At 60.5% G+C, this 23,943-nt stretch carries 31 protein-coding genes and 4 tRNA genes; 19 read left to right on the top strand and 16 right to left on the bottom strand.

What is annotated here, in order from left to right; translation table 11 throughout:
• Positions 1–16: 16 nt before the first annotated feature.
• The 11 genes from GJR98_RS01210 (at position 17) to GJR98_RS01165 (ending at position 6,225) form a co-directional block, all read left to right on the top strand.
• A complete protein-coding gene (locus GJR98_RS01210; RefSeq protein ID WP_151134666.1) occupies positions 17–472 on the top strand; it encodes a pyridoxamine 5'-phosphate oxidase family protein in 456 nt (151 codons plus the stop codon).
• 22 nt (positions 473–494) lie between these two features.
• A complete protein-coding gene (locus GJR98_RS01205; RefSeq protein ID WP_394349857.1) occupies positions 495–1,754 on the top strand; it encodes an MFS transporter in 1,260 nt (419 codons plus the stop codon).
• A gap of 39 nt (positions 1,755–1,793) precedes the next feature.
• Positions 1,794–2,693 carry a DUF5995 family protein gene (locus GJR98_RS01200; protein ID WP_225316349.1) on the top strand — a complete coding sequence of 300 codons (900 nt, stop codon included), beginning with the start codon at positions 1,794–1,796 and terminating at the stop codon, positions 2,691–2,693.
• A gap of 75 nt (positions 2,694–2,768) precedes the next feature.
• A complete protein-coding gene (locus GJR98_RS01195) occupies positions 2,769–3,272 on the top strand; it encodes an SRPBCC family protein (protein WP_151134662.1) in 504 nt (167 codons plus the stop codon).
• A gap of 100 nt (positions 3,273–3,372) precedes the next feature.
• The gene (locus GJR98_RS01190; RefSeq protein ID WP_151134660.1) at positions 3,373–3,759 is read left to right on the top strand and encodes a winged helix-turn-helix domain-containing protein; all 387 of its coding nucleotides are present in this window, start codon (positions 3,373–3,375) and stop codon (positions 3,757–3,759) included.
• A 5-nt stretch (positions 3,760–3,764) separates the two neighbouring features.
• Entirely contained in the window at positions 3,765–3,971 is a 207-nt protein-coding gene (locus tag GJR98_RS01185) for a hypothetical protein (RefSeq protein ID WP_151134658.1), read from the top strand.
• 2 nt (positions 3,972–3,973) lie between these two features.
• Complete coding sequence (locus GJR98_RS01180) at positions 3,974–4,135, top strand: DUF7560 family zinc ribbon protein (protein ID WP_151134656.1); 162 nt, start codon at positions 3,974–3,976, stop codon at positions 4,133–4,135.
• A 108-nt stretch (positions 4,136–4,243) separates the two neighbouring features.
• Positions 4,244–4,390 carry a DUF7560 family zinc ribbon protein gene (locus tag GJR98_RS17385; protein WP_191965400.1) on the top strand — a complete coding sequence of 49 codons (147 nt, stop codon included), beginning with the start codon at positions 4,244–4,246 and terminating at the stop codon, positions 4,388–4,390.
• A gap of 137 nt (positions 4,391–4,527) precedes the next feature.
• A complete protein-coding gene (locus GJR98_RS01175) occupies positions 4,528–4,983 on the top strand; it encodes a pyridoxamine 5'-phosphate oxidase family protein (protein WP_151134654.1) in 456 nt (151 codons plus the stop codon).
• A gap of 105 nt (positions 4,984–5,088) precedes the next feature.
• On the top strand, positions 5,089–5,736 hold the full coding sequence (locus GJR98_RS01170) for a helix-turn-helix domain-containing protein (protein ID WP_151134652.1): 648 nt from the start codon (positions 5,089–5,091) through the stop codon (positions 5,734–5,736).
• 93 nt (positions 5,737–5,829) lie between these two features.
• Complete coding sequence (locus GJR98_RS01165; RefSeq protein ID WP_151134650.1) at positions 5,830–6,225, top strand: winged helix-turn-helix domain-containing protein; 396 nt, start codon at positions 5,830–5,832, stop codon at positions 6,223–6,225.
• 188 nt (positions 6,226–6,413) lie between these two features.
• Here GJR98_RS01165 and GJR98_RS01160 read toward each other — a convergent pair whose 3' ends face one another.
• From GJR98_RS01160 to GJR98_RS01105, 12 genes are all read right to left on the bottom strand, one after another.
• Positions 6,414–7,415: a GNAT family N-acetyltransferase gene (locus GJR98_RS01160; RefSeq protein WP_151134648.1), complete on the bottom strand. Its 1,002-nt coding sequence runs from the start codon at positions 7,413–7,415 to the stop codon at positions 6,414–6,416.
• A gap of 191 nt (positions 7,416–7,606) precedes the next feature.
• Positions 7,607–8,275: a peroxiredoxin-like family protein gene (locus GJR98_RS01155; RefSeq protein WP_151134646.1), complete on the bottom strand. Its 669-nt coding sequence runs from the start codon at positions 8,273–8,275 to the stop codon at positions 7,607–7,609.
• Positions 8,276–8,506: 231 nt separating this feature from the next.
• Positions 8,507–8,580, bottom strand: a tRNA-Phe gene (locus tag GJR98_RS01150).
• A gap of 49 nt (positions 8,581–8,629) precedes the next feature.
• Positions 8,630–9,355 (bottom strand): DUF2270 domain-containing protein, encoded by a 726-nt coding sequence (locus GJR98_RS01145; RefSeq protein WP_151134644.1) that lies wholly within the window; start codon positions 9,353–9,355, stop codon positions 8,630–8,632.
• Between the two features lie 180 nt (positions 9,356–9,535).
• Positions 9,536–9,730, bottom strand: coding sequence for a cold-shock protein (locus tag GJR98_RS01140; RefSeq protein WP_058571200.1), 195 nt, complete (start codon positions 9,728–9,730; stop codon positions 9,536–9,538).
• Positions 9,731–9,893: 163 nt separating this feature from the next.
• Entirely contained in the window at positions 9,894–10,088 is a 195-nt protein-coding gene (locus GJR98_RS01135) for a cold-shock protein (RefSeq protein WP_004057907.1), read from the bottom strand.
• Between the two features lie 129 nt (positions 10,089–10,217).
• Positions 10,218–11,999 carry a S8 family serine peptidase gene (locus GJR98_RS01130; RefSeq protein ID WP_151134642.1) on the bottom strand — a complete coding sequence of 594 codons (1,782 nt, stop codon included), beginning with the start codon at positions 11,997–11,999 and terminating at the stop codon, positions 10,218–10,220.
• A 211-nt stretch (positions 12,000–12,210) separates the two neighbouring features.
• Positions 12,211–13,569: a hypothetical protein gene (locus GJR98_RS01125; protein ID WP_228717153.1), complete on the bottom strand. Its 1,359-nt coding sequence runs from the start codon at positions 13,567–13,569 to the stop codon at positions 12,211–12,213.
• 449 nt (positions 13,570–14,018) lie between these two features.
• Positions 14,019–14,092, bottom strand: a tRNA-Phe gene (locus GJR98_RS01120).
• Between the two features lie 61 nt (positions 14,093–14,153).
• Positions 14,154–14,834, bottom strand: a complete 681-nt coding sequence (locus tag GJR98_RS01115) for a hypothetical protein (RefSeq protein WP_151134640.1) — start codon at positions 14,832–14,834, stop codon at positions 14,154–14,156.
• Between the two features lie 47 nt (positions 14,835–14,881).
• Positions 14,882–15,277, bottom strand: coding sequence for a VanZ family protein (locus tag GJR98_RS01110; RefSeq protein ID WP_151134638.1), 396 nt, complete (start codon positions 15,275–15,277; stop codon positions 14,882–14,884).
• 204 nt (positions 15,278–15,481) lie between these two features.
• A tRNA-Val gene (locus GJR98_RS01105) sits at positions 15,482–15,555 on the bottom strand.
• Between the two features lie 94 nt (positions 15,556–15,649).
• On the opposite strand from GJR98_RS01105, the gene GJR98_RS01100 reads away from it, so the two are divergent.
• The 5 genes from GJR98_RS01100 to GJR98_RS01080 all read left to right on the top strand — a co-directional run bounded on the left by GJR98_RS01100 (position 15,650) and on the right by GJR98_RS01080 (position 20,038).
• Positions 15,650–16,147 (top strand): DUF192 domain-containing protein, encoded by a 498-nt coding sequence (locus GJR98_RS01100; RefSeq protein ID WP_151134636.1) that lies wholly within the window; start codon positions 15,650–15,652, stop codon positions 16,145–16,147.
• 40 nt (positions 16,148–16,187) lie between these two features.
• Complete coding sequence (locus GJR98_RS01095) at positions 16,188–16,457, top strand: DUF7538 family protein (RefSeq protein ID WP_151134634.1); 270 nt, start codon at positions 16,188–16,190, stop codon at positions 16,455–16,457.
• Positions 16,458–16,872: 415 nt separating this feature from the next.
• Positions 16,873–17,262: a DUF6713 family protein gene (locus tag GJR98_RS01090; protein ID WP_225316348.1), complete on the top strand. Its 390-nt coding sequence runs from the start codon at positions 16,873–16,875 to the stop codon at positions 17,260–17,262.
• A 69-nt stretch (positions 17,263–17,331) separates the two neighbouring features.
• Positions 17,332–19,269, top strand: coding sequence for an ABC transporter ATP-binding protein (locus GJR98_RS01085; RefSeq protein ID WP_151134632.1), 1,938 nt, complete (start codon positions 17,332–17,334; stop codon positions 19,267–19,269).
• Between the two features lie 46 nt (positions 19,270–19,315).
• A complete protein-coding gene (locus tag GJR98_RS01080) occupies positions 19,316–20,038 on the top strand; it encodes a creatininase family protein (protein WP_151134630.1) in 723 nt (240 codons plus the stop codon).
• Between the two features lie 14 nt (positions 20,039–20,052).
• Here the strand turns inward: GJR98_RS01080 and GJR98_RS01075 are convergent, their stop codons facing one another.
• Complete coding sequence (locus tag GJR98_RS01075; protein WP_151134628.1) at positions 20,053–20,514, bottom strand: DUF5790 family protein; 462 nt, start codon at positions 20,512–20,514, stop codon at positions 20,053–20,055.
• A 108-nt stretch (positions 20,515–20,622) separates the two neighbouring features.
• Entirely contained in the window at positions 20,623–20,964 is a 342-nt protein-coding gene (locus GJR98_RS01070) for a dihydroneopterin aldolase family protein (protein ID WP_151134626.1), read from the bottom strand.
• A 100-nt stretch (positions 20,965–21,064) separates the two neighbouring features.
• On the opposite strand from GJR98_RS01070, the gene azf reads away from it, so the two are divergent.
• Positions 21,065–21,853 carry an NAD-dependent glucose-6-phosphate dehydrogenase gene (gene azf, locus GJR98_RS01065; protein ID WP_151134624.1) on the top strand — a complete coding sequence of 263 codons (789 nt, stop codon included), beginning with the start codon at positions 21,065–21,067 and terminating at the stop codon, positions 21,851–21,853.
• 14 nt (positions 21,854–21,867) lie between these two features.
• Here azf and GJR98_RS01060 read toward each other — a convergent pair whose 3' ends face one another.
• The gene (locus tag GJR98_RS01060; RefSeq protein WP_151134622.1) at positions 21,868–22,482 is read right to left on the bottom strand and encodes a DUF309 domain-containing protein; all 615 of its coding nucleotides are present in this window, start codon (positions 22,480–22,482) and stop codon (positions 21,868–21,870) included.
• Positions 22,483–22,726: 244 nt separating this feature from the next.
• On the opposite strand from GJR98_RS01060, the gene GJR98_RS01055 reads away from it, so the two are divergent.
• Complete coding sequence (locus GJR98_RS01055) at positions 22,727–22,948, top strand: DUF7564 family protein (RefSeq protein WP_151134620.1); 222 nt, start codon at positions 22,727–22,729, stop codon at positions 22,946–22,948.
• A gap of 142 nt (positions 22,949–23,090) precedes the next feature.
• On the opposite strand, the gene GJR98_RS01050 is transcribed toward GJR98_RS01055, so the two are convergent.
• A tRNA-Arg gene (locus GJR98_RS01050) sits at positions 23,091–23,163 on the bottom strand.
• A gap of 184 nt (positions 23,164–23,347) precedes the next feature.
• Between GJR98_RS01050 and GJR98_RS01045 the strand changes: the two genes are divergently transcribed.
• Complete coding sequence (locus tag GJR98_RS01045) at positions 23,348–23,857, top strand: hypothetical protein (protein WP_151134618.1); 510 nt, start codon at positions 23,348–23,350, stop codon at positions 23,855–23,857.
• Positions 23,858–23,943: the final 86 nt, after the last annotated feature.

The raw sequence follows: 23,943 nt of genomic DNA, 5'->3' as shown, positions 1-23,943 counted from the left end.
CGTGCGTATCTATACCATGGCCCCTGAATACCCGGAAAGTAATCGAGTTGGGATGTCTGATGAGGAGGTAGACAATCTCCTCCGAGAGCAAGGAGTTGGCGTCCTCTCGCTCGCGGACGACGGTGTCGCGTACGGAATTCCCATTTCCTTCGGGTACGACGCCGAACTGGGGCGCCTCTATTTCATCTTCCTCCGGCCCGGCGAGCTGTCACGGAAGGAAGATTTCGCCGAACGGACGGTTCGGGCGAGTTTCGCGGTCTGGGACTCCCCGTCGCGCTACGAGTGGAAGAGCGTCGTGGTCGACGGCGAACTCTTGCCCATCGCCGACGAGGAGTGGCCGCGCGTGAACGAGACGCTCGAGGACAACGCGTGGTATCCGAGTCTCTTCTCGGAGACCGAACCGATGCAGGACATGCTCGGGTGGGAACTCCGTATCGACCACCGGTCTGGTCTCAAGCGCCGGGGTTCGTGAGTATCGCGCCTGCGCAACTCGAATGCACGGCCGCGATTCCACTTTTGTCTCCTCTCCCGTCAGTTCATCCGTGAAGACCTCGAAGTGGCGGGTCCTCGGAATCGTCGCCGTGGCGGAGTTGTTCGCGATGTCGTTGTGGTTCAGCGCCAGCGCCGTCGCGCCCCAACTCGCCGTCGCGTGGGGACTCTCACTCGAACAAGCCGCGTGGTTGACGACTGCCGTCCAACTCGGCTTCGTCGTCGGTGCGCTCGCATCTGCCGCACTCACGCTCTCTGACCTCGTCCAACCACGCTACCTCTTTGCCGGGTCGGCGCTCGTCGGCGCTGCCGCGACGGTGCTTCTCGGCACCGTCGTCCAGTCACCGACCGTCGCGCTTGGACTCCGGTTCCTCACTGGTGTCGCCCTCGCGGGGGTCTATCCGCCGGGGATGAAACTCGTCGCCGGGTGGTTCCGCGAAGAGCGTGGATTGGCCATCGGGACGCTCATCGGAGCTCTCACCGTCGGGTCTGCACTGCCACACCTCCTCCGTGCTGTGGGTGGTATCGACCAACCTCGGCTCGTCTTGGTCGGTGCAGCAGCACTCGCGACGGTCGGTGCTGTCGTCGTACTCCGTGTGCGTCCCGGCCCGTACCAATCTCCTGCCGCCCCGTTCGACCCGGCGGCAGTTCGGCGTATCCTCCGTGACCCACCGACGCTCCTCGCCAACACCGGGTACTTCGGTCACATGTGGGAACTCTACGCCGTTTGGACGTGGCTCCCGGTCTTTCTCACGCTCTCGTACGACGCCTCCTCACACCCGCTGGCGACGCCCAGAGCGGCCGCGTTGACTGCGTTCGGTGCCATCGCCATCGGTGGCGTCGGTGCGCTGGTCGCCGGACGTGCCGCCGACATCTGGGGCCGGACGACCGTCACCGCGGTAAGTCTGGTCGTGAGCGGACTCGCAAGCCTCCTCGTGGGGCTCGTCTTCGGCGCCTCCCCACTCGTCGTCGTTCCGTTCGTTCTCGGGTGGGGATTCGTCATCGTCGCCGACTCCGCACAGTTCTCCGCGGCCGTCTCCGAACTCGCGGACTCGAGTTATCTCGGCACGGCGCTCACACTCCAGACTGCGTTCGGGTTCCTGCTGACCGTCGTCTCGATTCAACTCACGCCCATCGTCGCCTCCCTCGTGGGGTGGCAGTGGGCGTTCGCCCCACTCGCACTCGGCCCGGCCGTCGGAACGCTCGCGATGTGGCGACTTCGGAGACACCCCGGTGCGGCGAAGTTAGCCGGCGGACGTGGCTGACACTCTGCTCGCTCTGAGTATCTCGGCGACGGTACCATTATGCAGCCAACGCGCGTATCGATAGCTCATCTGATGCGCCGGATGACGTTCGACGAAGGGCGAAAACTCACGACGGCAGTGCGAACGCCGAACCCCTCGTTGTCCGGTGTCCGCCCCGAGTCGTCGGCGGCGGTTCTGGACCTCGTCGAAGACCCGTTTCGTGACGTCGCCGACGCACACGAGCGACTGTCGGCTCTCGAATCGCTCCTCTACGAGCGTGACGACCGGCGCGCCGCATTCTTGACCATCTACGCGCGCGTGACTGCCGAGGTCGACGAGGGACTCTCACGCGACGCGTTCAACGACCCGGCGTGGGTCGCCGACTACCTCGTCACGTTCGCCGACCACTACCGCCGGGCCTTCTGTGCATTCGAGCGCGGCACCGTCGACGAGGTTCCCGACCCGTGGCGTCTCTCGTTCGAGACGTCGGTACGAGGGGACGCGCTCGTGTCCCAAGATATCCTCCTCGGCATCAACGCACACGTGAACTACGACTTGGCGTTGGCACTCTCCGAAGTCGGTATCGACCCCGACAGACGAGCGAAGTACGACGACCACCGGCGGATAAATCGGGTCTTGCGCAGCCTCGTCGACGAAGAACAGGACCTCATCGCAGAGCGTTACGCCGGCGGAATCGCCGACGTCGACGAATCACTTGGCCGACTCGACGAGACGCTCTCGTTTTTCACACTGCGCGAGGGGCGACGCAACGCCTGGCGAGGGGCAGTCGTCCTGACCGATGGCCGGTACGGCCCCGTCAAACGTGCTGTTCGGTGGTATCTCAAGAGTCTCTCCATGGGTGCAGGTCACTTCATCCTCGCACCGACGACGAACGCGGCAGTTCGTGAGCGTCTGGAGCGACTCGAAGATGGTGGGCCGACCACTCGCAGCGAGGCGTGACCCACGCACGACTGGGCGCACATTTTGTTTCAGGGCGTGCTTCCCTCGTACACGCCACAGCCGGCGACTGACGATATGCACACCGTAACTCAACGACGGACAATCGATGCACCGCTAGACGACGTCTGGGCCGTCCTCGACGATTTTGGCGGCGTCGCGAACTACAACCCCAGCATCGAGCGGTCGTTCATCACGAACGACGTCGAGACTGGTGAGGGCGCGACCCGCCAGTGTGACTTCTACGGCGGAGCGTCGATTCAGGAACGAATCACCTCGTACGAGCCGGGAGTCGGCTACGACGTCGACTTCGTCGACGTTGGTTCGTTCCCGATGAAAGAGATGCGCGCGTCGATTCGTGTGTACGAAGTCGACGCAGAGACGACCGACGTGGAGATGGTCTCACGGTTCGTCCCCAAATACGGGCCGCTCGGATGGGTCATGGCGAAACTGATGGCCGAGTCGCGAATGGAACGGACGCTCGCAGGCGTTCTCGAAGGGCTCGAAGACCACGTTCGGACTGGAAAACCCGTCGGCCAAGACGGCGTGTTACTCGACGCGGTGGCACCGACCAGCTCCTGAGCGAGTCACCCGTTTTCGACAGGTCATCCGAGCGACCTATTTAAACCACCCCAGATAGCGCGGTGCTGAATACCTCCGACTAACGGCCGTCTATTGTAGTATGAACACGTCGAGTACCCTCGCCGCAAACGGAATTCCAGGTGTCGACTCTCAGCACCAAGACGTCGCCGACACGTCTGTCGTCCTCTCGGCCCTCAGCGACGACGACAATCGGCGTCTCCTCGCCGCGTGCGACGACGCGCCACGGACCGCACAGGAGTGCGCCGAAGTGTGCGATATTCCACTGTCGAGTGTCTACCGCAAACTCGGACAACTCTCCGAGGCGTCGCTCCTCGACGAGGGACGCCGCATTCAGACTGCCGCACACCACCCACGAGAGTTCTCGACCCGATTCGACACGCTCTCGTTCTCGTTCGGTGAAACCGGTGTCTCGGTGGACTTCCGACAGGTCGCGACCGACGGCGGCCAAGACGGTACGGAGCGCTGAGGCCGATGTCCGTCCAACGCTCCCCAACACGGAACTTCGGTGAACTGTTCGTCGAACTCACTGGTCAGACGACGTTGACCGAACCGCAAGACGCCATCGCCAGTGTCGTCACCGAACTCCGAGCAGAAGATGTCGAACTGATGGAAGAGATCGCGACGACGGTCCGTGAGACCGGAATGGAAGACGCACTCGAATCTCCAGAGGTGGACTGATGATGTCCGGGATAACAGCAGACGAATTCGAGTTCGAATGCCCACAGTGCGGAGAACAGTTCGAAGTCAACGGCGGGATGCGAGATGCACTGCTCGAGCGCGGCTGCCCTGTCTGTACGTCTACCGTCTCTGGCACCGCGTTCACTCCGCTGTCCTCTCGCTGAGCGTCTCTACGGGTCTCTCGACAGTTCTCTTCTTTCCTCGTCGTGTGTTAGTCTCATCGAGAAAACAGTAGGCTACATATACAAGTGGTACCCGTACTATCAACAAGCATGAGCGACGCAACGGACTTCACCTTCGTCTGCCCGGAATGTGCTGAGTCGATGGTGGTCAACGCTCCGATGCGTGACGCACTCATCGACAACGGGTGTGTCATCTGTGGGTCGTCCGTCTCGGACCAATCGTTCTCTCACGCCTGAACGCTCTGTCTCCCTGCGCCCGTACTCAGTGTCAGTGCGAACTGTGAGTCCACCTGACGACGGGATTTCTCTCTCGAACGTTCCTGGTTCGAGAAGTAACAATGATTACGCCCCCCGCGAGTCAGTGGATACGAACTATGTCTCTGGACCAACAGACCAACCTCTCGGCGGATGATATTAGTGAGGTACTGGCTCGCCACGAGACGGGAGTGCTGTCGCTCGCGAAAGGAGACGAACCCTACGCTATCCCCATCTCCTACGGCTACGACCCCGAAGGTGGCCAGTTCTACCTTCGACTCGTTTCGACGCCCGAAAGCGAAAAACGCCAGTTCCTCACGTCCTCGCCGCGCGCTCGACTCGTCGTCCACGAAGCGAACGGTGAAATCTACCGAAGCGTCATCGCCGAGGGCAACCTCGAACGAGTCGACCCGAGCGAGATGACGGTCGAACGCATCGTCCAGTACGGCAAGGCGAAGCGCCCGCTGTTCGAGATTTGGGGCGAGACGAAGCGTGACCTCGACATCCAACTCTACGAACTCGCCCCGGAGCGTCTGGGTGGCCGAGAGGTCCGCATCGACGAGGACGAGGAATGAGCCTCCAACCCGACGCTGTACCGACCCTCGAACGCCGAGCCGACGCATCGGGCACGACCGTCTCGTCGCTCGAAACCACAGCACCCCAAACCGAGTAACCAACTGATGCCTGCTGGGATTCGTGCGACTGTCGAGTTCGATTCGCCGTCCATCTGCCAGATTACCTCGATTGCGTATTCGACTGACTCCGTCGTCAACTCTGTTTCTACCAGCGTCGCACCGACGCCCGAGACGGTGAGCGTCACCGAGTTCGTCATCGACTCCGACGAGGTTCCCGACGATACGTCGGTCGAACCCATCTTCTCGTACGGGAACAAGCATCTGTTCCGAATCACGCACGACGGCAGCGTGAACTGTCCGTGCGAGTGTCTCGGTGAGTTTGGCTGCCCAATCGACCGCTACTTCACACAGCGCGGTACGCTGACGCTCGTCTTCCACGCGGCCGACTACGAACAACTGCAAGGCGTCATTGGAGAACTCCGCGAACGGTTCCCGGAGGTGGACATCAAACGACTCGTCAGGTCTCCCACGGGCGAGTCACCAGAGGACAACATCTTCGTCGACCGAGGGAAACTCACGGCCCGACAACTCGAAGTGCTCCAGACGGCCTACGAGATGGGCTACTTCGAACGCCCACGGCGGGCAAACGCGACCGAAGTGGCGGCAGCACTCGACATCAGTCAATCGACGTTTTCGGAGCATCTTGCGGCCGCACAGACGAAACTTCTCGGCGATATCCTCGAAGAAGGCTAATCGTCGTCTCCCACCCGTCTGGCACGGGAGTATATAAACGTCCCCGGATATCGTGGTTGTCCGTTGGTCTACGTACAGTGACTCTATTGGAGTATGAGTCAGGCATCGCCCCCATCGTCCGTTCGCTCTTTCACTCCCAGTTCGTCCGACGAAACCGTCGTCGACGACCAAGAGACGATGGATGTCCTCTTCGATGTGCTCGACGACGAAAGCTGCCGGTGCATCCTCGAAGCCACCGACGGAACCGCACTGTCCGCGAGTGAAATCGCCGAGTCGTGTGACCTCCCACTCTCGACGACGTACCGCAAACTCGAACCCCTCACCGACGCTGGCCTCCTCTCGAAGCGACTGCGTATCTCTCGCGCCGGAAAACACACCGCCGAGTACGAGCGCGCCGTCGACGACGTCACTGTCTCCGTCACGTCGTCTGGACTCGAAGTGCGCGTCACGCACCGTGACGTTGCACAAGGGTCGACTATCACCGCGTAAGGTGGATTCTCTTCTTCTAACCGGGCTGTGAGCGCCTCTTTGAGGGCGCTCGACTGTCGTTCGTGAGGCGGCGCTGGGGACCGCCTCGCGGAACCGCAACCGGGTGTAGACGACACGAGACTGTGTCCAGTCAATCGACTTCGTGCTTCGGTTGCGGTTCTATCGAGGACTCCGTTCTGCACGGTCGTTCAGTACGAGACGAGTTTATAGGCCTCTTTGGCGAGGTCGATGAGCCTGCTCGATTTGATCTCGTAGTAGGGAACGAGTTCTGGATTGAACTTGCTCTTGTACCGGCCGAGTCGCTTGACTGCAGCCCTTCCGAGGTCGTACCGTTCGACGCTCTCGAGCGTGGGGTCAGAGAGGATGTCCTGAATTATCTGCCAGTGGAGGAAACTGTTGACACTCTGGTTTTGGTAGTTCGCCCGTGTGCCACCGAGCCAGAAGTAGGCCGTCGTATCGGAGTACAGAACCGTGATTCCTCCGAGGTACTCGCCGTCTGGGCCTGTGGCGGTGTAGACTCGGGCGGAGTCGTCGAGCGTCGAAATGAGGTCACGTGTGAACGCCCGCGAAACCGGGAATTTTGCTCCCTGTTCAGCGAATCGCGCTTTCGTGTCGTCGTAGACTCGAAGAGCGTCACCAACCCCACCGAGAGATACCTCAACCGAATGGTCGTCGAAGTTTTGGATTTCCCAACGGAGGTTGCGTGAGAACCCAGCTATGACCTCGTCGGCGCCCCTGTCTCGCAAATCGAGCTGATAGGTATACCGCGGTTCGAATCTGAATCCAGCCCATCGGTACGGCCGTGGGTCGGTGTACGTCGTGTCGAGAATCATGTAGTACAGCATGATTCCTTTGTAGCGGTCGAGTTCGTTCAGGACCGCTTCAGTGAATTCCTGATTGAGGCGTTCTTGCTTCCGGAGCTTGGGGCTATTTATCATCACGACTGGCCCCATCCGCGACATGTTCACTGCCGGTGGGGGAGAAAGTGCGAGTCGTACCCCCGGATACTTGTGCAAGAAGAGCGGAAGCATCCCGACCAGTTGTTTGCCATCGAACCCTCCGAGGAGGCGCATCTCCGCATCAGTGTGGTCGTCGATAACGGACAGTACGTCGGGCATATGAAACACACCGAGGCGTTTCCTCTCAGCGACGGCTGCCCACTCGTCGAGTGTGAGTTCTTGTATTTCCATAACGAGTTTTGGCTGATTAGAAACATCGCCAGATTCAACGTTAATTAGCAATTGCCTAATCGACAGTCTCGTCCGCTCACGCGCTGTTCGGTCCTGCTGCTCTCTCAGTGGTTCGCAGAAGTATGCTGTCTCCTGGATGTGAACCGAGTCGAGACGGACCGCTCACTCCGTTCGCGGTTGCGACTCGCCGTTCACTCGAGCATCCGAAGCGCAGTCAGGAAGACGCCCGGGTCGGGGTAGTCCTCGCAGTACTGGTACCGGTGGCTCACCTGAATGTGACCGTCCGTATCGACGAGGAATTCGCCTGCCTGTTGCCACGGGTTGTCGACCATATTCTGTCCCATCTCACGCCGGTCGGCGGCTAAGCCAGCGCCCGCCTCGGGGTCCAGCGCGAGGAACTCGTCGGGTGCGCCTTGGAACACTTGCGGGAGGTCGTAATCCAACAGTCCGAACGCGTCGTACGTCTCTCGTCCCGGGTCACAGAGGACGGGACACTCGATGCCACGTCGTTCGGCGTACTCGGCCGACCGTGCAGGCTCGGCTTGCGTCACTACGACCACTTCCGCGCCCGCGTCGCGGTAGTCGCCGTACTCCGTTGCTAATCGCTCTGCACGTTCGATTCCGCAGTTACACCCGAAGTGCCGCCAGAACATCACGATTGTCGGTTGTTCGGCCCAGAACCCACTCAGTGACCGCATCTCTCCATTCAAGTCTGCCAGTTCGGCGTCCGGCGCGTCGTCGCCAACCTGCACCGGGAGTTCGGTCCATCGGAGGCGCGACGGGCCCGTTTCGTATCGCTTCATCCACTCGGCTTCTGCCTTCGTCACCAGCGCCTCGACGTTCTCGTCAGCACTCTGCATAACATTACACGTACGCTAGCATCCATGTTAATTGTTCCCACGGGTATTCCGTCTCTCTAGTTTGGATGCGTCCGACGAGTAAACAGCGTCCTCTGCCTCTCGGATTTGAACCGAGTCGAGACGGACCGCTCACTCCGTTCGCGGTTGCGACTCGTCTGGTTCAGAATCCGCTCAAGTCGCACGTTCAGAACCCGCCACGCTCGCTTCGCTCGGTGGTCGGGTTCAGAGAAGTGCCGCCTCCCGGATTTGAACCGGGGACAGCTCGATCTTCAGTCGAGTGCTCTCCCAGTCTGAGCTAAGGCGGCGCATCTCGGTAGACGTGCAGGGTGGAAAAAACGATTTCGGATTCCGGCGCTAGGTCTCGTCGCGTTCGGGCGGTTCCCATCCGGTCACGTCACTCGGGATGAGTTCGCCGTTGACGTTCCAGTCCCGTGGCCGGAACGCGATGGCGACGATCGTCGCGTAGAACGCCGCTACGATGGCGACGGTGACGGTCCCCGGAACGCTTCCGACGCCTGCGTTGGCGACCAGACTCGCGTGGTCAGTGTACGTGGTCAACTGGATAACCCACGCGACGAGCATCACGAGGAACAGTGGGAGATACACCCGCCGAAGCCGGTGTGCAACCGCCTCTTCGAACGGAATCTTCATGTTCGGCGTTCGGTAGTCGCTGCCCAGTTTCTGTCGCCAGTTCTCGTCGACGACACCGCCCATCGGGTCGAGTGCGTACGCGAAGACGTTCTGTTGGAACATCCTGACGCGGGAGCGCCAGATGTCGTACGCACGGAAGCGGCGCGACTCGATTCCGAGGAAGATACTCAGCGTCACGAGGCCGAGCAGGATGATGTAGTGTGGGTGTGTCTGTGCAGAGAACGACCACGTGAGAATCCCCGCCATCAGCGTAATCGCCCAGTTGCTCGTCCGGTCTAACCGCTCGCGCCAGGATTTCATCCGGTGTATCTCTCCGCGGTACAGGTGGGCGAACGACGACCCCGGACCCATGGTCTCGTCGAAGAGGTCCGCACCGATGTGTGAATCGGGCGGCCTCGGGTGGGGTTCGCGCTCCCTCTCGGCAGACATTGTTGTTCAATCTATGCACAACTACGGAGAGGTATGAATCTTCTGCCCTGACTGGGGCAACATCTGTGCCAGAATATTGTGGTTGGATACAATACTACCGTCGACGAGCGATGCGACTCTTCGGCTGTAGAAAATAGTTCTCAAGAAACGATTCGTCTGTGGTTACGAGTTCGCACCGAGTTAGAGGCGCTTGACGTTCGTCGCGCGCGGGCCCTTCGGGGCGTCTTCGATGTCGAATTCGACTTCCTGTCCCTCTTCGAGGTCCGGGCCGCCAACGTCTTCCATGTGGAAGAACACGTCGTCGTCCGCGTCGTCAGTAGAAATGAAACCGTAACCGCCAGTGTCGTTGAAGAAATCAACTTTACCTTTCGCCATTGCCTTTGTATAACGATGCTGTGGACGGTTAACCCTTCCGCATACCTCAACTGAGTTCGGATAACCGCGAGACTGCGCGACACAGCGCGCCCGCTGTCGGTGGGTGAAAAACGGAAGAAAGTTCGTCAGTGTGTGAAGTTACCGGCGTTGAACGAAAACCTGCTTAGAGGCGGGTGACGTTCGTCGCGCGGGGACCCTTGGGGGCCTGTTCGATGTCGAATTCGATTTCCTGACCCTCTTCGAGGTCCGGGCCGCCAACGTCTTCCATGTGGAAGAACACGTCGTCGTCCGCGTCGTCAGTAGAGATGAAACCGTAACCGCCAGTGTCGTTGAAGAAATCAACCTTACCTTTCGCCATTGCCTTTGGATTCAACCGCGTTGCACGTATAAGTCTTGTGAAGGGGAAAGGTGAACGTCCTGTTGGTGGACATCTCGCGCTGTGGCGTGTCGGCTGAGAACGCTCCTGTAGCGCCCTCGACCGGGGGCCTCAGGCCTGTACTGTCTTCGTCTCCTCGTCGGTGCCTGCGGCGTTCGTCGCGACGATTCGAGCGGTGTACGCCTTCGGAGAGGCGAACTTCTCTTGGTAGACGAGGCTCCCTTCGCTCGCGACGCTCCACGTCTGAATCGGCGACTCTCCTGAACTGATGGACCCGTCGTACAGTTCGAGCGCCACCGACTCGGGCGACCCAGAGACGCGCCACGACAGTTCCACGTCCGCGTGTGGGTTGTTCGGACTTCCAGATTGCACGCTGAACGAGGTGACCGTCGGCGGCGTCCCGCCGGCCGTGTTGGTGGTCACGGTAATCGTGTTACTCTGTGCAGATTCGTTTCCTGCGGCGTCGGTGGCAGTGACGAAGCAGTCGTACGACGTGTCTGCGGCGAGGCCCGTCACTGTCTCAGACGTCTCTGTCGTAGTTCCCCACGCTGTGCTGCCGACGTAGACGGTGTAGTACGCCACGCCGGTGTCGTCTGTCGAAGCATCCCAACTCAGGTCGACTGTCGTGTCTGTTTGGGTGGGTGACGTCAAATTCGACGGTGCCGACGGGGCAGTCGTATCTGACGACCCGTCATCGCCTGACCCGCCATCACTCGCCCCACCGAGCGCAGCTTCGACGTCGAGGAGACCGTATCCGTAGTACGTGTCGCGGCCACTGGCCCCGATATCTTCTGCCGACGATTGCAGGCGAGTTCGTGCGTCCGTGTGCGAAAGCCCGGTGCTCATCAAGAGCCCTGCTGCTCCCGAGACGTGTGGACACGCCATCGACGTTCCGGACAGTGTCGCGTAGCCACCGCCTTTGTACGTGGAGTAGATGTTGACGCCCGGTGCGGCCAGTTCGATTTCGTCGCCGAAGTTCGACCAGCTCGGAACCGAATCGTCGTCGCTCGTGGCACTCACCGCGACGACAGATGGGTACGCTGCTGGGGCGCTGTTTGCGACGTCTTCACCGTCGTTGCCTGCTGCGGCAACTAACAGCACGCCCTTCCCATACGCGTAGTTACACGCGTCTTCGATGGTGCTGGAGAGTCCACCTCCGAGACTCAGACTTCCCACATCCCACCCACGGTCTGCGACGTACGCGATGCCCGCGGCGACGTCGGAGTAGGACCCACTGCCGCTGTTATCGAGCACCTTCACGGCGTGCAACGTCGACCGTGTCGAAACACCCACGACACCGTTCCCGTTGTTGACTGCGGCGGCGATGCCTGCGCAATGCGTCCCGTGACCGTTTCCGTCGTCCCAGTCTCTCGGGTCGGTACTGGAGTCGTCGCGCCATCGAGGGCCGACCGTGTAGGCGATTCCGTCTCCGAGGTTCCCCGAGAGGTCCGGGTGGTCGTTGTCGATGCCACTGTCGATAATCGCGATGTGCGCACCGTCTCCCGTCGTGCTCTCGTGTACCTTCTCTGCGTCGACGCGGTCGACGCCCCACGGAATCTCCGCGTCGCTGCTGTCGATGTCACTGGGGCCGCCGATCGCGTGCATGACACCGTCTGGTTCGATGTACCGAACGTCGGGACGGTTCGAGAGGCCTCGAAGTGCGGACTGTGAGAACTGTCCGGCGACGGCCGTCCCGATACCGCCGAAATCGAGAACGCGTTTGACCGATGCCGCACGCCGTCGTGCCTCTCTGAGACCTGCGTTCGAATTCACGCCGACGATGTAACGTCCTTCTTCGGCGCCCGCGACGCCCGTCCCAACTCCCCCAAGTGCAATGCTAGCACCTGTTATTCTGAGCAACTGCCGACGGCTGATTGTGGTGTAATCTGTCATAGTGTGAAAGCAATACTACCGGGCCGAGTTGGACGCCGATACTATCAGGTAAACCGGACGGTCCAGAACACGATAAAATTATTCGCCGGTTTCACTCGCCCCGTACGAGGGTCGCTGTCTCTCTGCTCGCGTGTTCCCTGTGAGAAGTAGTGTGCCCGCGGTGAATTACGCCGAGGTCGTCGTCACCGAGATTGGAGTCGTACTGAACGGATCAGTCGTCGTCGTCATCGTCGTCGTCGTCATCCCACTCGCGGTCGTCGTCATCGTCGTCGTCGTCATCATCCCACTCGCGGTCGTCGCCCCTGTTTCGCTTCTTTTTCCTCTCCTTCTTTTTCTTCTTCTCTCGCTTTTTTCTCTCCTTCTCTTTCTCCTTCTCCCGCTTCTTCTTCTCCTTCTCTTTCTCTTTTTCTCGCTTTTTCCTCTCTTTCTCCTTTTCTTTGTCCCGCTTGTCCTGCCACTTGTCACGCTTTTCTTTCCGCTCTTCTCGTGCTTCGTCGCGGGCTTCTTTCCAGTCGTCGTCCCCGTTGTCGCGTTTTTTCTGCCACTCGTCTCGGTCTTCTTTCCACTCTTCACGTGCCTCGTCGCGGTCTTCCTTCCACTCCGGCTTCTCCTTCTCTTCTTTGTTCTTTTTCTTCTTCTTCTCGTTCGACTTCTTCTCTTCAGGGGTTTCTGTGGGAGTCTCTTCCGCAGGAGATTCTTCGGGCGACTCTTCTGGTGTTTCTTCAGGAGTCTCTTCTTCAGGGGTTTCTGTGGGAGTCTCTTCTGGAGTCTCCTCCTGCGGCGTCCCAGGCACTTCTGGCTCCTGGATCGTCTCGCAGCTAATCGTCACTGGTTCTTGGAGGTTCAACTCCTCGCGCGTCAGATTACCCCAACTACCGGTGAGGACGTACCACCCGGCGATTACGCCGGCAAAATACTCTCCGTAGAGTGTTGCAGCGGTGTTGTACGCTGGGTCGATGGTAATCGAGAAGTCGCCGTTGAGATAGCCGAGAACGCCACCGTCTGTTCGGCCACCAGCCCACGTCCAATCGATGACGTGCTGGCTTCCGCTCACGTTCCACTGGTCGTAGTTCGACACCGCTGGCTCTCCCGTCTCTGGGTAGGTGTACAGGTCGTCTTTCACCAGCCACTTTGCACCGGAGGGCACGCCAGTAACCCGCCACGTGACTGCTGTCCCGTCACCCGGACCGCCATGGAGTGCGACGAGACTGACCCCATCTGGCCCGTGGTAGAGGAACATCACCGATTCTTGCGCTTCTAGCAGGTATTTGAGCCCCAGTGACTCGTAGTACGGCCCTTCTCCGGGGTCCGTCGCACCGTTGTCGCCACCGTACGCGTCTGGAATCCGAAGGTCGTAGAGCTCTCTGACGGGTGTATCACCCTCGAGGAGAGTGATTTCGAACTCGCGGGAGCCTTGCTTGACACGGTATACTTGCTGTGTTCCATCGAGCGCGTGAACTGCTCCAACCTGTCCACCGAGCGCACTCGCGAGGAGGAACCCACCAGTCAATTTCAGCGCAGACCGTCTGTCTAGCGGCAACCGGCCACTAGGTCTCGAGGGTTCTGTCATCGGGATAAATTGACAAATAAGACGTATTGTTATGTGTCGCTTACAAGAAGTTCAACACACGTTAATTGTCGATACAGTTGCAATGCAGGGTTATAATTTCAATAAACCCACTCACAACGTATCTAGGTGTAATAATTACATTCTCGGGTACATTCTGCTATCCCGAGGACGAACTCACCCCTGAATCTTCCTGAATTTCGTCTTTTCTCGTCGATGGAAGGGTCGAGTTGGGTCCGAAAGAGAACTGAATACTGTGTCGTCACACGACTCGGTTGCGTCGCTCGTTCGTGCAGTACGTAGGAAATTGCCACTTCCCGGATTTGAACCTCGCCGAGACGGTCGTTCTCGCTTCGCTCGAACGCTGCGACTCGTCTGGTTCAGAACCCGCTCGGGTCGCATTCTGGATTTCACTGCGACTCGCTCCGCTCGTCGGGTTGAAATCACAGAAGTGCCGCCTCCCGGATTTGAACCGGGGACAGCTCGATCTTCAGTCGAGTGCTCTCCCAGTCTGAGCTAAGGCGGCTTGCACTCTTCCGAAGCCGGAGGGGACGAAAAAGACTTTCGAATCGCCCGTCGGCGCTGGGTCAGCGACGCCGACCCTCTGTCGGACTCGCTCGCGCTCGTTCGGCCCGCTTTCGGATGCCTTTCAACATCTTTCGCTCCATCGCGAACTGGATGGGTTCGACGACGAGTCGGTTGAACACTCGCTCCCGAAGCGACGTCGAGCGTCCCCGGAATCTGACGATGAGTCTCGTCGCACTGGGGGAGATTTCGTGTAACGCGAACGTCCACGTGGCCGTACTCGCTCCCGTTTCCCACCCCGGCGCGCTCAAGACGAGCGTCCGACCTGGGTCGACCAATGCTACGTGAAACGACGGTGTGTTCGACCCCGGTGGACCGAGACGAATCACGTCACCGACGCTGAGGTGCTGGTGGCTCGGGAGGATGTGGTCGGCGCTGTGAATCTGCAACCCGAAGAGGTTCTCCAGCCGCTCGTAACTGTAGAACCCACCGCGACCCTGCCCTAACTGCACCAGCCACGGCCAGATGGCCCGCGCTGGTGTCGCGATGGTGATTGCTCGTGTGGAGACCACGTCGGCGTCGCCGACGAAGTCGTCACCCGGGAGTGCGCCCGCCGCCTCGGTGTCGGTCGTTCCCCAGCGTCTGTGCCACGGCCGGAGTGCGAAGAGATACGCGCCGCTGAGCGCTACCCCTGCGACTCCGAGTGCCCGTCCAGCTGCCCGAAGTAGTCGTTTTGTGCCCATGTGCCTCTCACTTCACTGGTGGTGGTAGACAAGGGGGGGTCATAATGCTACCTCCCCACATGGGGGCGGACGACGACGTACCAGAGTACGCCGCCGAGTACCGCACCGACGACGTTGGCACCCATGTCTGCGAGGCTGAACGACCGATACGGGAGTGTCGCCTGCACGAGTTCGATGCACGCGCCGTAGCAGCTGGCGACCACGACTACGGTGCGTATCTCTGCAGGTCGCCGTGCCTGACTGGCGAACCCAAGCCCGAGGCTGAGTCCGGCGTATCCAATCCCGTGGACCCACTTGTCGACGCCGACCAGTCCAAGTGGTCCGCTCGGGGAGAGGCCTCCCGGCGGCGTCGGTATCACCGAGACGACGAGGACGACGAGGGCGTACCCAACGACGACGAGGGTGCTGCGGGGGCGCTCTCTGAGACGGGCGACGATGGTCACTGAACGGGAGTGGGTGCGTGATTGGATAAAAGGGTTCGTGTGGGGTTGTGGTGAGGGTGGAACAGATTTGTGACTCACCGTTCGGTTCGTCGCAGAAACATGGGCTCGGGCGGATTCGAACCTCAGTCGCTCACTGCGTTCGCTCCCTGATTCGAATCGCCCTCGGGTACGAAAACATCGCTCGCTACCGCTCGCGAGTTTTAGTGGGCTCGGGCGGATTCGAACCACCGACCTCAGCCTTGTAAAGGCCGCGTCATAACCAACTAGACCACGAGCCCTGCATTACATTCGAACCGGTTCGCGCTCATAACGGTTTTCGTTTCGTCCGACCCCCGGAACCCTTAGACGCGTTGCGAACGTATCGTCGGGCGAATGACCTCTCGCGCACGAACTGCCCTCTTCGTCGCGGTCGTGCTCGTCGTCGTCGCCAGCGTGGCGTACCTCTCGAACCCTGCAATCGCCCCCGGAGCAACCGACGACTACGAGCGAACTTCGTTGACTATCGTCGACGACCAGACGGGCGAGACGCTCGCGACTGTCGACGCCCGCGTGTCGGACACCTATCCCAAGCGCTTCACGGGGCTGAGTGACACCGAGTCGCTCGCGACGAACGAAGGGATGTGGTTCGTCCACGACTCACCGGGAACCTACACCTACGTGATGCGCGATATGGACTTCCCCATCGACATCATCTTCGTCGCCGAGAACGGCACTATCACGCGCATTCACCACGCCGAACTCGACCCTGCGGGAACCAGTGAGTCTGACCTGACCCGCTACCGAGGCACTGGAAAGTACGTCCTCGAAGTCCCCTACGGCTACACGACGGAGAACTGCATCCACGAAGGTGACCGCGTCGTCTTCGACTGAAAGCGAAACGACCGAAAGCGTGGCCTGTGTGCGTGGTTCCATGGGCGAACACGTCGATGCGCTGGCCGAACTCGAAGGGTGGCTCGCTGAGGACTTCGCAGCACGCGTCCACTACCGCGGTGCCGACGACGCGTACAGCATCGAGTACTACGAACCGTCGAACTGCGTCCTCTACTGGAAAGTGAAAGGCGACGGCGAGACGGCGGTTCCCGTCGGCCGCGACACGGTTCCAGACCCGCTTCGAACCCGCATCCGAGAGGATTTGGCCGAGTCTGGACTCGACCCAGAGATAGAATCCCGCGTTCTCTAGAGAGACGTCGGCTCCGAGCGTGGCTCGGTCGTACAACTTCGTCGAGACTGCGGTCAGAGTGAACAAAGAGCTCTTCTGTCGCCTCTACTGGACCGGGCACCCCAGTAAGGCGACGATGCTGGTGTAGTCAGAGGCACCCCAGCAGTGTATGGTCTCGTCACGACGGTATTCAAATTACCGGAAGATACAACAATATCGTATACTCACAAACTCGTCTACAACTATAGTGTAGTAAACTAAATTTAAATTTCAAAATTGGGCGTCGTCGGATTGCAAGACTATCTCGTTCTCCCCCTCGCAGAACCGACGTCAGTCGGGGAGTTCTGAGTGAAGAACCGTCCCGCAAGGAGCGCATAGAACCTGTTCGCGTGTATTCAACTCGTTCGGCGACGAACTGTGACGGAGGTGAGAATACGTGGACACCCACACGTGGACGGTTCGTTTGTACATGCTGAATCTGGCAGTCCTGATTACGCACGAGATAGACTCCGCATACTGGGAGGAGTGGACTCTGTTCGGCATCCCCGGCGGCATTCAGGTGTTCGACGTGTTCAATCTCGTTCTCGTCTTCGTCTTTCTCGAAGGGCTTCGTCGGCTCGTCCTTCGGGAGCGACGCGGCTACCAGTTCTCACTCTTCCTCGTGGCGGCAGGGCTGTTCGCCGTCGTCGCCCACAGTTATTTCCTCGCGCTCGGTCGCCCGGAGTTTCGACTTCCCGTCTCGCTCGCGCTCATTGCGGCGACCTTCGTCCTCTCTGTCGCACAGGGTGTCGTGACGGTGCGTTCCCTCCGTGCCGCCAACACCTGAGCGACCGAAAACCGGCGCAGTACTCCCCCACCCGAGGACTTTACCCTGCGCGCCCCTTGAAACGCTTTCGTGCCTCCTGATACAGACGACGACCCGTTCGAAGACCAACGAGAGCGGGTCGACAGTCCGATGCGACGCCTGTTCTCCGAATACGGGCGCGAGAACACGATGCAGTTCATCGTCGGCATCGCCGCGAGCATCGCCGCCCGAGTGTTGGATTTGGTCCCGCCGGTCGTCTTAGGTCTCGCCATCGACGCTATCATCCGTCAAGAGAAGTCGTTCGCGGCCGCGTTCCCCGTCGTCCCCGAGGCGTGGGTCGCACCGCTCGTCCCCGCGACGCGAAGTGGCCAGTTCCTCTTCGCCGTCGGCCTCATCGTGTTCAGTTTTACCGGTGGTGCAGTGTTCCACTGGCTCCGAAACTGGGGGTGGAACTCCTACGCACAGAACATCCAGCACGCCGTCCGGACCGACACCTACGACCGGATGCAACTGCTCAACATGGACTTCTTCGCCGACAAACAGACCGGCGAGATGATGTCCATCCTCTCGAACGACGTGAACCGACTCGAACGGTTCCTCAACGACGGGATGAACTCGTTCTTCCGTCTCTCGGTGATGGTCATCGCCATCGCCGTCGTCCTGTTGTCCTACAACTGGCAACTGGCGCTCGTCGCCCTCCTCCCTGTCCCACTCATCGCGCTGTTCACGTGGAAGTTCGTGGACATCATCCAGCCAAAGTACGCCGACGTGCGGTCCTCGGTCGGAAAACTCAACTCCCGGTTGGAGAACAACCTCGGCGGGATTCAGGTCATCAAGACGTTCAACGCAGAGTCACACGAATCTGACCGTGTCGGCGGCGTCTCGATGGACTACTTCGACGCGAACTGGGACGCCATCAACACCCGAATCAAGTTCTTCCCGGCGCTGCGCATCCTCGCCGGCATCGGGTTCACGCTGACCTTCGTCGTCGGTGGCCTCTGGGTCATCAACGGTGAAGGACCCGGCCCCTTCACCGGAACCCTCGCAGTCGGTGAGTTCGTCACGTTCATCCTGCTCACCCAGCAGTTCGTCTGGCCACTCGCACAGTTCGGCCAAATTATCAACATGTACCAGCGCGCTCACGCGTCGAGTGCACGCATCTTCGGACTGATGGACGAACCCGCGCGCCTCGCCGAGAAGAAAGACGCACCGGACCTCGCCGTCTCCGAGGGTCGCGTCGAGTACGACCACGTCACGTTCGGCTACGACGACGGTGAGACGATTGTCGAAGACATCTCGTTCGAGGTCGGTGGTGGCGAGACCCTCGCGCTCGTCGGCCCGACGGGTGCCGGAAAGTCGACCATCCTCAAACTGCTGATGCGGATGTACGACACCGACGCAGGGAGCGTCAGTATCGACGGCCAAGACGTCCGTGACGTGGCGCTGTCGAGTCTCCGCGAGTCGATTGCCTACGTCAGCCAAGAGACCTTCCTGTTCTACGGGACGGTCGAAGAGAACATCGCCTACGGGACGTTCGACGCCGACCACGAGGACATCGTCGCGGCCGCGAAAGCCGCCGAAGCCCACGACTTCATTTCGAACCTCCCGGACGGATACGACACGAAAGTCGGCGAACGCGGCGTGAAACTCTCAGGCGGCCAGCGCCAACGCGTCTCTATCGCCCGCGCCATCCTCAAAGACCCCGAAGTCCTCGTCTTAGACGAAGCGACGTCCGACGTGGACACCGAGACGGAGATGCTCATCCAGCGCTCGCTCGATTCACTCACCGCCGACCGAACGACCTTCAGTATCGCTCACCGCCTCTCGACGATCAAAGACGCAGACCAAATCGTCGTCCTCGAAGACGGCCGCATCGTCGAGCGCGGCACGCACGACGACCTGCTCACCGAAGATGGCCTCTACGCCCACCTCTGGGGTGTGCAGGCCGGCGAAATCGACCAACTCCCCGACGAGTTCGTCGAGCGCGCCGCGCGCCGACAGGCCGAAGTCGACGCCAGCGACGACTGACGTGAAAAGCGCCTACCACTAAGGTCACCCCCTCCCTTCTCCCGCTATGCGACTCTCCGAGGCCACCTGGACCGCAGTCGCCGACCTCGACACCGACCTCGCGGTCCTCCCCGTTGGGAGCACCGAGCAACACGGGCCACACGCACCACTCGGCACGGACTTCTTCAACGCCGAATCGATAGCCGAGGCCGGTGTAGAGGCCTTCGACGGAGAGGCCGTCGTCGCGCCAACGATTCCAGTCGGTATCGCCGAGGAGCACCGCACCTTCGACGGAACCCTCTGGGTCTCTCCAGACACTTTCCGCGCGTACGTTCGCGAGACCATCGAATCGCTCGCCTTCCACGGATTCGACCGCGTCGTCGTCGTCAACGGCCACGGCGGCAACGTCGAGGCCCTCGCAGAAGTCTGTCGGCGTCTCTCACGGACGGGTGACGCCTACGCAGTCGCTTTCACGTGGTTCAACGCTGTCGGCGAGCACTCGTCGGATATGGGTCACGGCGGCCCACTCGAAACCGCCCTCCTGCGGCACACGCACCCCGAACTCGTCCACGAAGACCGAATCGACGAGGCACGGGAGGGCGCCGCAGACCGCTGGGGAGAGTGGGTTTCAGGGGTCAATCTTGCGCACGACTCGGACGAGTTCAGCGAGAACGGTGTCGTCGGCGACCCGGCCGATGGCGACGCGGCGCGTGGCGAAGAACTGGAGTCGCTCGCGGCCGACGCACTCGCATCGCTCCTCACGGCGGTCGAAACACGAAAACTCGATTGAGAGAGACTCTTTGTCTACTCTTCTTCCTCTTCCTCTTCCTCTTCCTCTTCTTCTTCCTCTTCTTCTTCCTCTTCCTCAGCGGCCGCTTCCGCTGCATCTGCGAGCGCGCCGCGGAGCTGCGGCATCGTGTTCGTGAGTTCGCCGACGAGCTCGTGGGCCTCGTCGACCATCTCGAGGAGTTCTTCGAGTTCTTCGATGGCCTCTTCGAGGTCCTCTGGGTCGTCGAACGCTTCGGCGCGTTGGCCGATGACGAACCACTTCTTGGCCTGTCGAAGGTGTTCTCCGGCGTCGTCGACGTTCAGCGAGGAACGGAGTCCGTTGAGGACGCCGAGCACGTTGTCAGCGTCGGCGTTCCACACGTCGTCCGCGTCGGGAAGGACCGCGCGGGCCTCGTCGAGATGTTCCTCGACATCTGCACGCATTTCCGCCGCCGCCTCTCCGAAAAGGTCGTCGTCGCCGAGGGTAGCTTGACTCATGCCAACACATTCGGCACGTGGGGGTTTAAAAACGACCCCGAAAGTGAAAGTGAAATCGTGCGACTCGGTTGCGGTCGTGGCCGATTTCTTGGAGCGGTCGAACCACCCTCACTCGACCGAGACGAGTTTCATCAGTGGATACCCATCTTCCATCTCCATCTTCGTCCGGACCGTGACGCCTTCGTACTCGATTCGCATCTCGACTTCCATGAACTGACCCGTGAGTTCAGTGTAGTCGGCCGTCGAGTCGGCGAGTTCAGCTTCGAGTTCGTCGTCCAGAATATCGACCGAGACCGATTCGCAGTACGGTTGGTTCTCGATCGCCTCCGCCATGGCCTGTTCGAGACTTCGAGAACTGGCCGGTGAGACCGGCGTTCCAGCGAACTGGTGATAGAGCGTCCCGAACTTGATTCCCGCCTCGAAACACGCGGTCTGTGGGTCGGTGACCATGGGGGAGGATATGTCGCTCAGTGCTAAAGTTCGCCGATTGGATGGCTCCGCAGACGCGAACCGGTCCTTACTTAGCCTCCCTCGGCGGACGTAGAACCGAATGGACCAGCCGGTTTTGCTTACGGGGGCTGGCGGGCGCGTCGGCCAGGCGATACTCGGGCACATTGGGGACGCCTACGACTGGCGACTGCTGGACCGAGAGCCACTTCCTGACGAGAAGATTCCAGCGTCTGTCGACCGGACGGACGTGTACGTCGCAGATATCACCGACGAGACTGCCGTGAAAAACGCGATGGAGGGCGTCTACGCCGTTATCCACCTCGCCGGTGACCCCCGTCCAGAGGCACCGTGGGACAGTGTACTCAGAAACAACATCGACGGCACGCAGAAGATGTTCGAAGCGGCCGTCGAAGCGGGCGTCGAGAAGTTCGCCTTCGCCTCGTCGAACCACGCGGTCGGCGCGTACGAGACCGAAGAGCGAACGCCGGACATGTACCGCTCTCACCACGAGTTCCGCTTAGATGGGAGTGAACTCCCCCGTCCGAGCAACCTCTACGGTGTGAGCAAGGCGACCGGAGAGACACTCGGACGCTACTACCACGACCACTACGGCATCTCGGTCGTGAACGTCCGCATCGGCAATCTCACGCAACACCACCCACCGCGTGAGTACGAGCGCGGACAGGCCATGTGGCTCTCGTACCGCGACTGTGCGCACCTCTTCGAGTGTTGTGTCGAGGCCGACTACGAGTTCGAAATCGTCTACGGCATCTCCAACAACGACCGAAAGTACTACTCGATCGACCGCGCCCGCGAGGTGCTCGGCTACGACCCAATCGACAACTCTGCCGAGTACACCTTCGAAGGCGAACCACTCGACGAAGCCTGATTCGAGCGTAGCGATTACTCGAACAGCCCGCTGACGTCGTCTTCGCGGCGTCGCTTTCGTCGAACGTGTTCTTCCAGCCGCTGATAGACGAGTCCACGCTGTGCGTCGTTCTGCACGAAGTCGAACACCATCGCCGTGAACTGCGTCTGCGCTCCCTCCGCAATCTCTTCACGAGCGTAGTCGATTGCGTCTGCCACCACCGACTCGTCGTATCCATCGAGTTCTTCGGCGAGTGTGTCGGCGGCGACGACGATTGCGTCGAAATCGAGGTCGTCGACGGTGACGACGTGGCCATCGAGACGGAGCACGAGCGGGTCGCGGGCGGCGGAATCGGGGTCGGATTCGAGTTCTGAGAGCGAGGTGCGAACGTCGTCGAGGTTCACACCGCGATAGTCGTCCGGAAGACCGTCGAGGTAGCCCTGTGCACTCTCGGCTAATCCTGTCGCACCGGAGTAGTTTCGTTCACGTGCGTGATGGATGGCGGCCGTGAACTGGATGAGTCCGTGGAGGAACCGCTCGTCGTCGCTTCCGTCTTCGAGGGCCAACCACGTCGACTCCCACGCACCGTGGGCCGCACGGTACGCCCCCGCGTTGTAGATTGCGACCCCCGCGCGAAGCGAATCGTCCATGGAGAGAACTCGACCGTTACCGAGTTAAAAACGTCCGCATCAGTCTGTCCCGCACGAAAATATATTCATATTGTCATTTTTGGAAGTGAGCTGTCGCTCTGTTGTGGCCATAGTTAGTCCAGTGGTAACAGGTCCGCTCTCGGGACAGTCACCGCACAGCGCGGTCATACTTATCCGTCTCGGGGACATATGAGGTATGATAGCACATGAATGCCCACCAAATCCTCGACCGAGGTCTCGAACCATGACTCCGTCTCCGGTCTGCATCCGCTGTGGTGACAACTACTCGTTCACACGGATGTACAAGGGCAATTACTGCCCAGACTGTCACGAAGCATGGTCTACGACGCCTCGGTCCGAGGTGCCCCCTCGACCCCGCTCACAGAGTTCCCGGACCACGTCGTCGGTCCACCAACACGACGACAACCTCCCCCGTCCGCTCGAACCTCCGTACGACGACGAGTGATATCCAACTTTTACCGAGTCTGTTCTGTCACGAGCGATTGCGCTCTCGTTGAGGCGTGAGTTAGTCACTCCAATAACGATTTTCGGGGGCAGAGAATCGAGAGGCACAGAGGTGTCTCGGAGGTGTAGTTTCGGAAGAGAAACGTCCTGACGGAGATTTGAACTCCGGTCCCTGGCTCCGCAAGCCAGGAGGATAGTCCACTACCCTATCAGGACTGTCTTGCTGCATTCTTCGGTACTCGACGGTTACTTAAGACGGTTACGATGTGAACTGCCAGTGAACCGCGGGACCACGGCACGAGGACCGGGTGACGCTTCGGACGAGGAGGAGTGTGGTTTCACCCCTGGGCACACCTGTTTCGACACAAGGACTTTTTGCCGACGTGCTGTAGCACCGGGCGTGAAACGACGCGCCATCCTCGCCGGGGTCGCTGGAGTCTGTGTCTCCCTCGCGGGGTGCGCGGCCGATGACGACACTGACGACCGCGACGGCGACCAGACGACGACAGAGACCACGTCGACCACACCGACGCCCACGCCGAGTGAACCGGTGTTAGTCGAGCAGTCGCTCTCCCCGGTCCCGACGGATGACTGCCCCACGGACGGGAGGGCAACCGTCCCCGCCGTCGCCGAGGGCGTCATCACCGTCGAAGGCTGTCTCTGGGGGGCGAACGGCTGTTCGGTCGTCCGTCTCGCCGCCGCCGACTACGATTCTGACTCGAACACCGCTACAGTCGTCATCCAGACGGTGGAAGATGTCGCACCTGACGAGGGATGCACGCAAGCACTCGTCCCCCTCGGCTATCGGGCACAACTACGCTTTTCGTTCCAACTCCCCGCAGCAATCGAGGTCGTCCACGACGACGTGAACGGACGCCGAACACTGACTCGGCGCGAACTCGACACCTGAACATATCGTCTTGGATCGGTCCCACGTTCAGCGCAGGTCGATGAGTCTGTCGTCCAGCGAGGTTCGATGGCATTCTGTCCGGCGAA

Source organism: Haloferax marinisediminis (genome assembly GCF_009674585.1).
GTDB classification, from domain to species: domain Archaea; phylum Halobacteriota; class Halobacteria; order Halobacteriales; family Haloferacaceae; genus Haloferax; species Haloferax marinisediminis.
The sequence above is the reverse complement of the archived record's forward strand: the minus strand, read 5'-3'. Positions and strand labels throughout refer to the sequence as shown.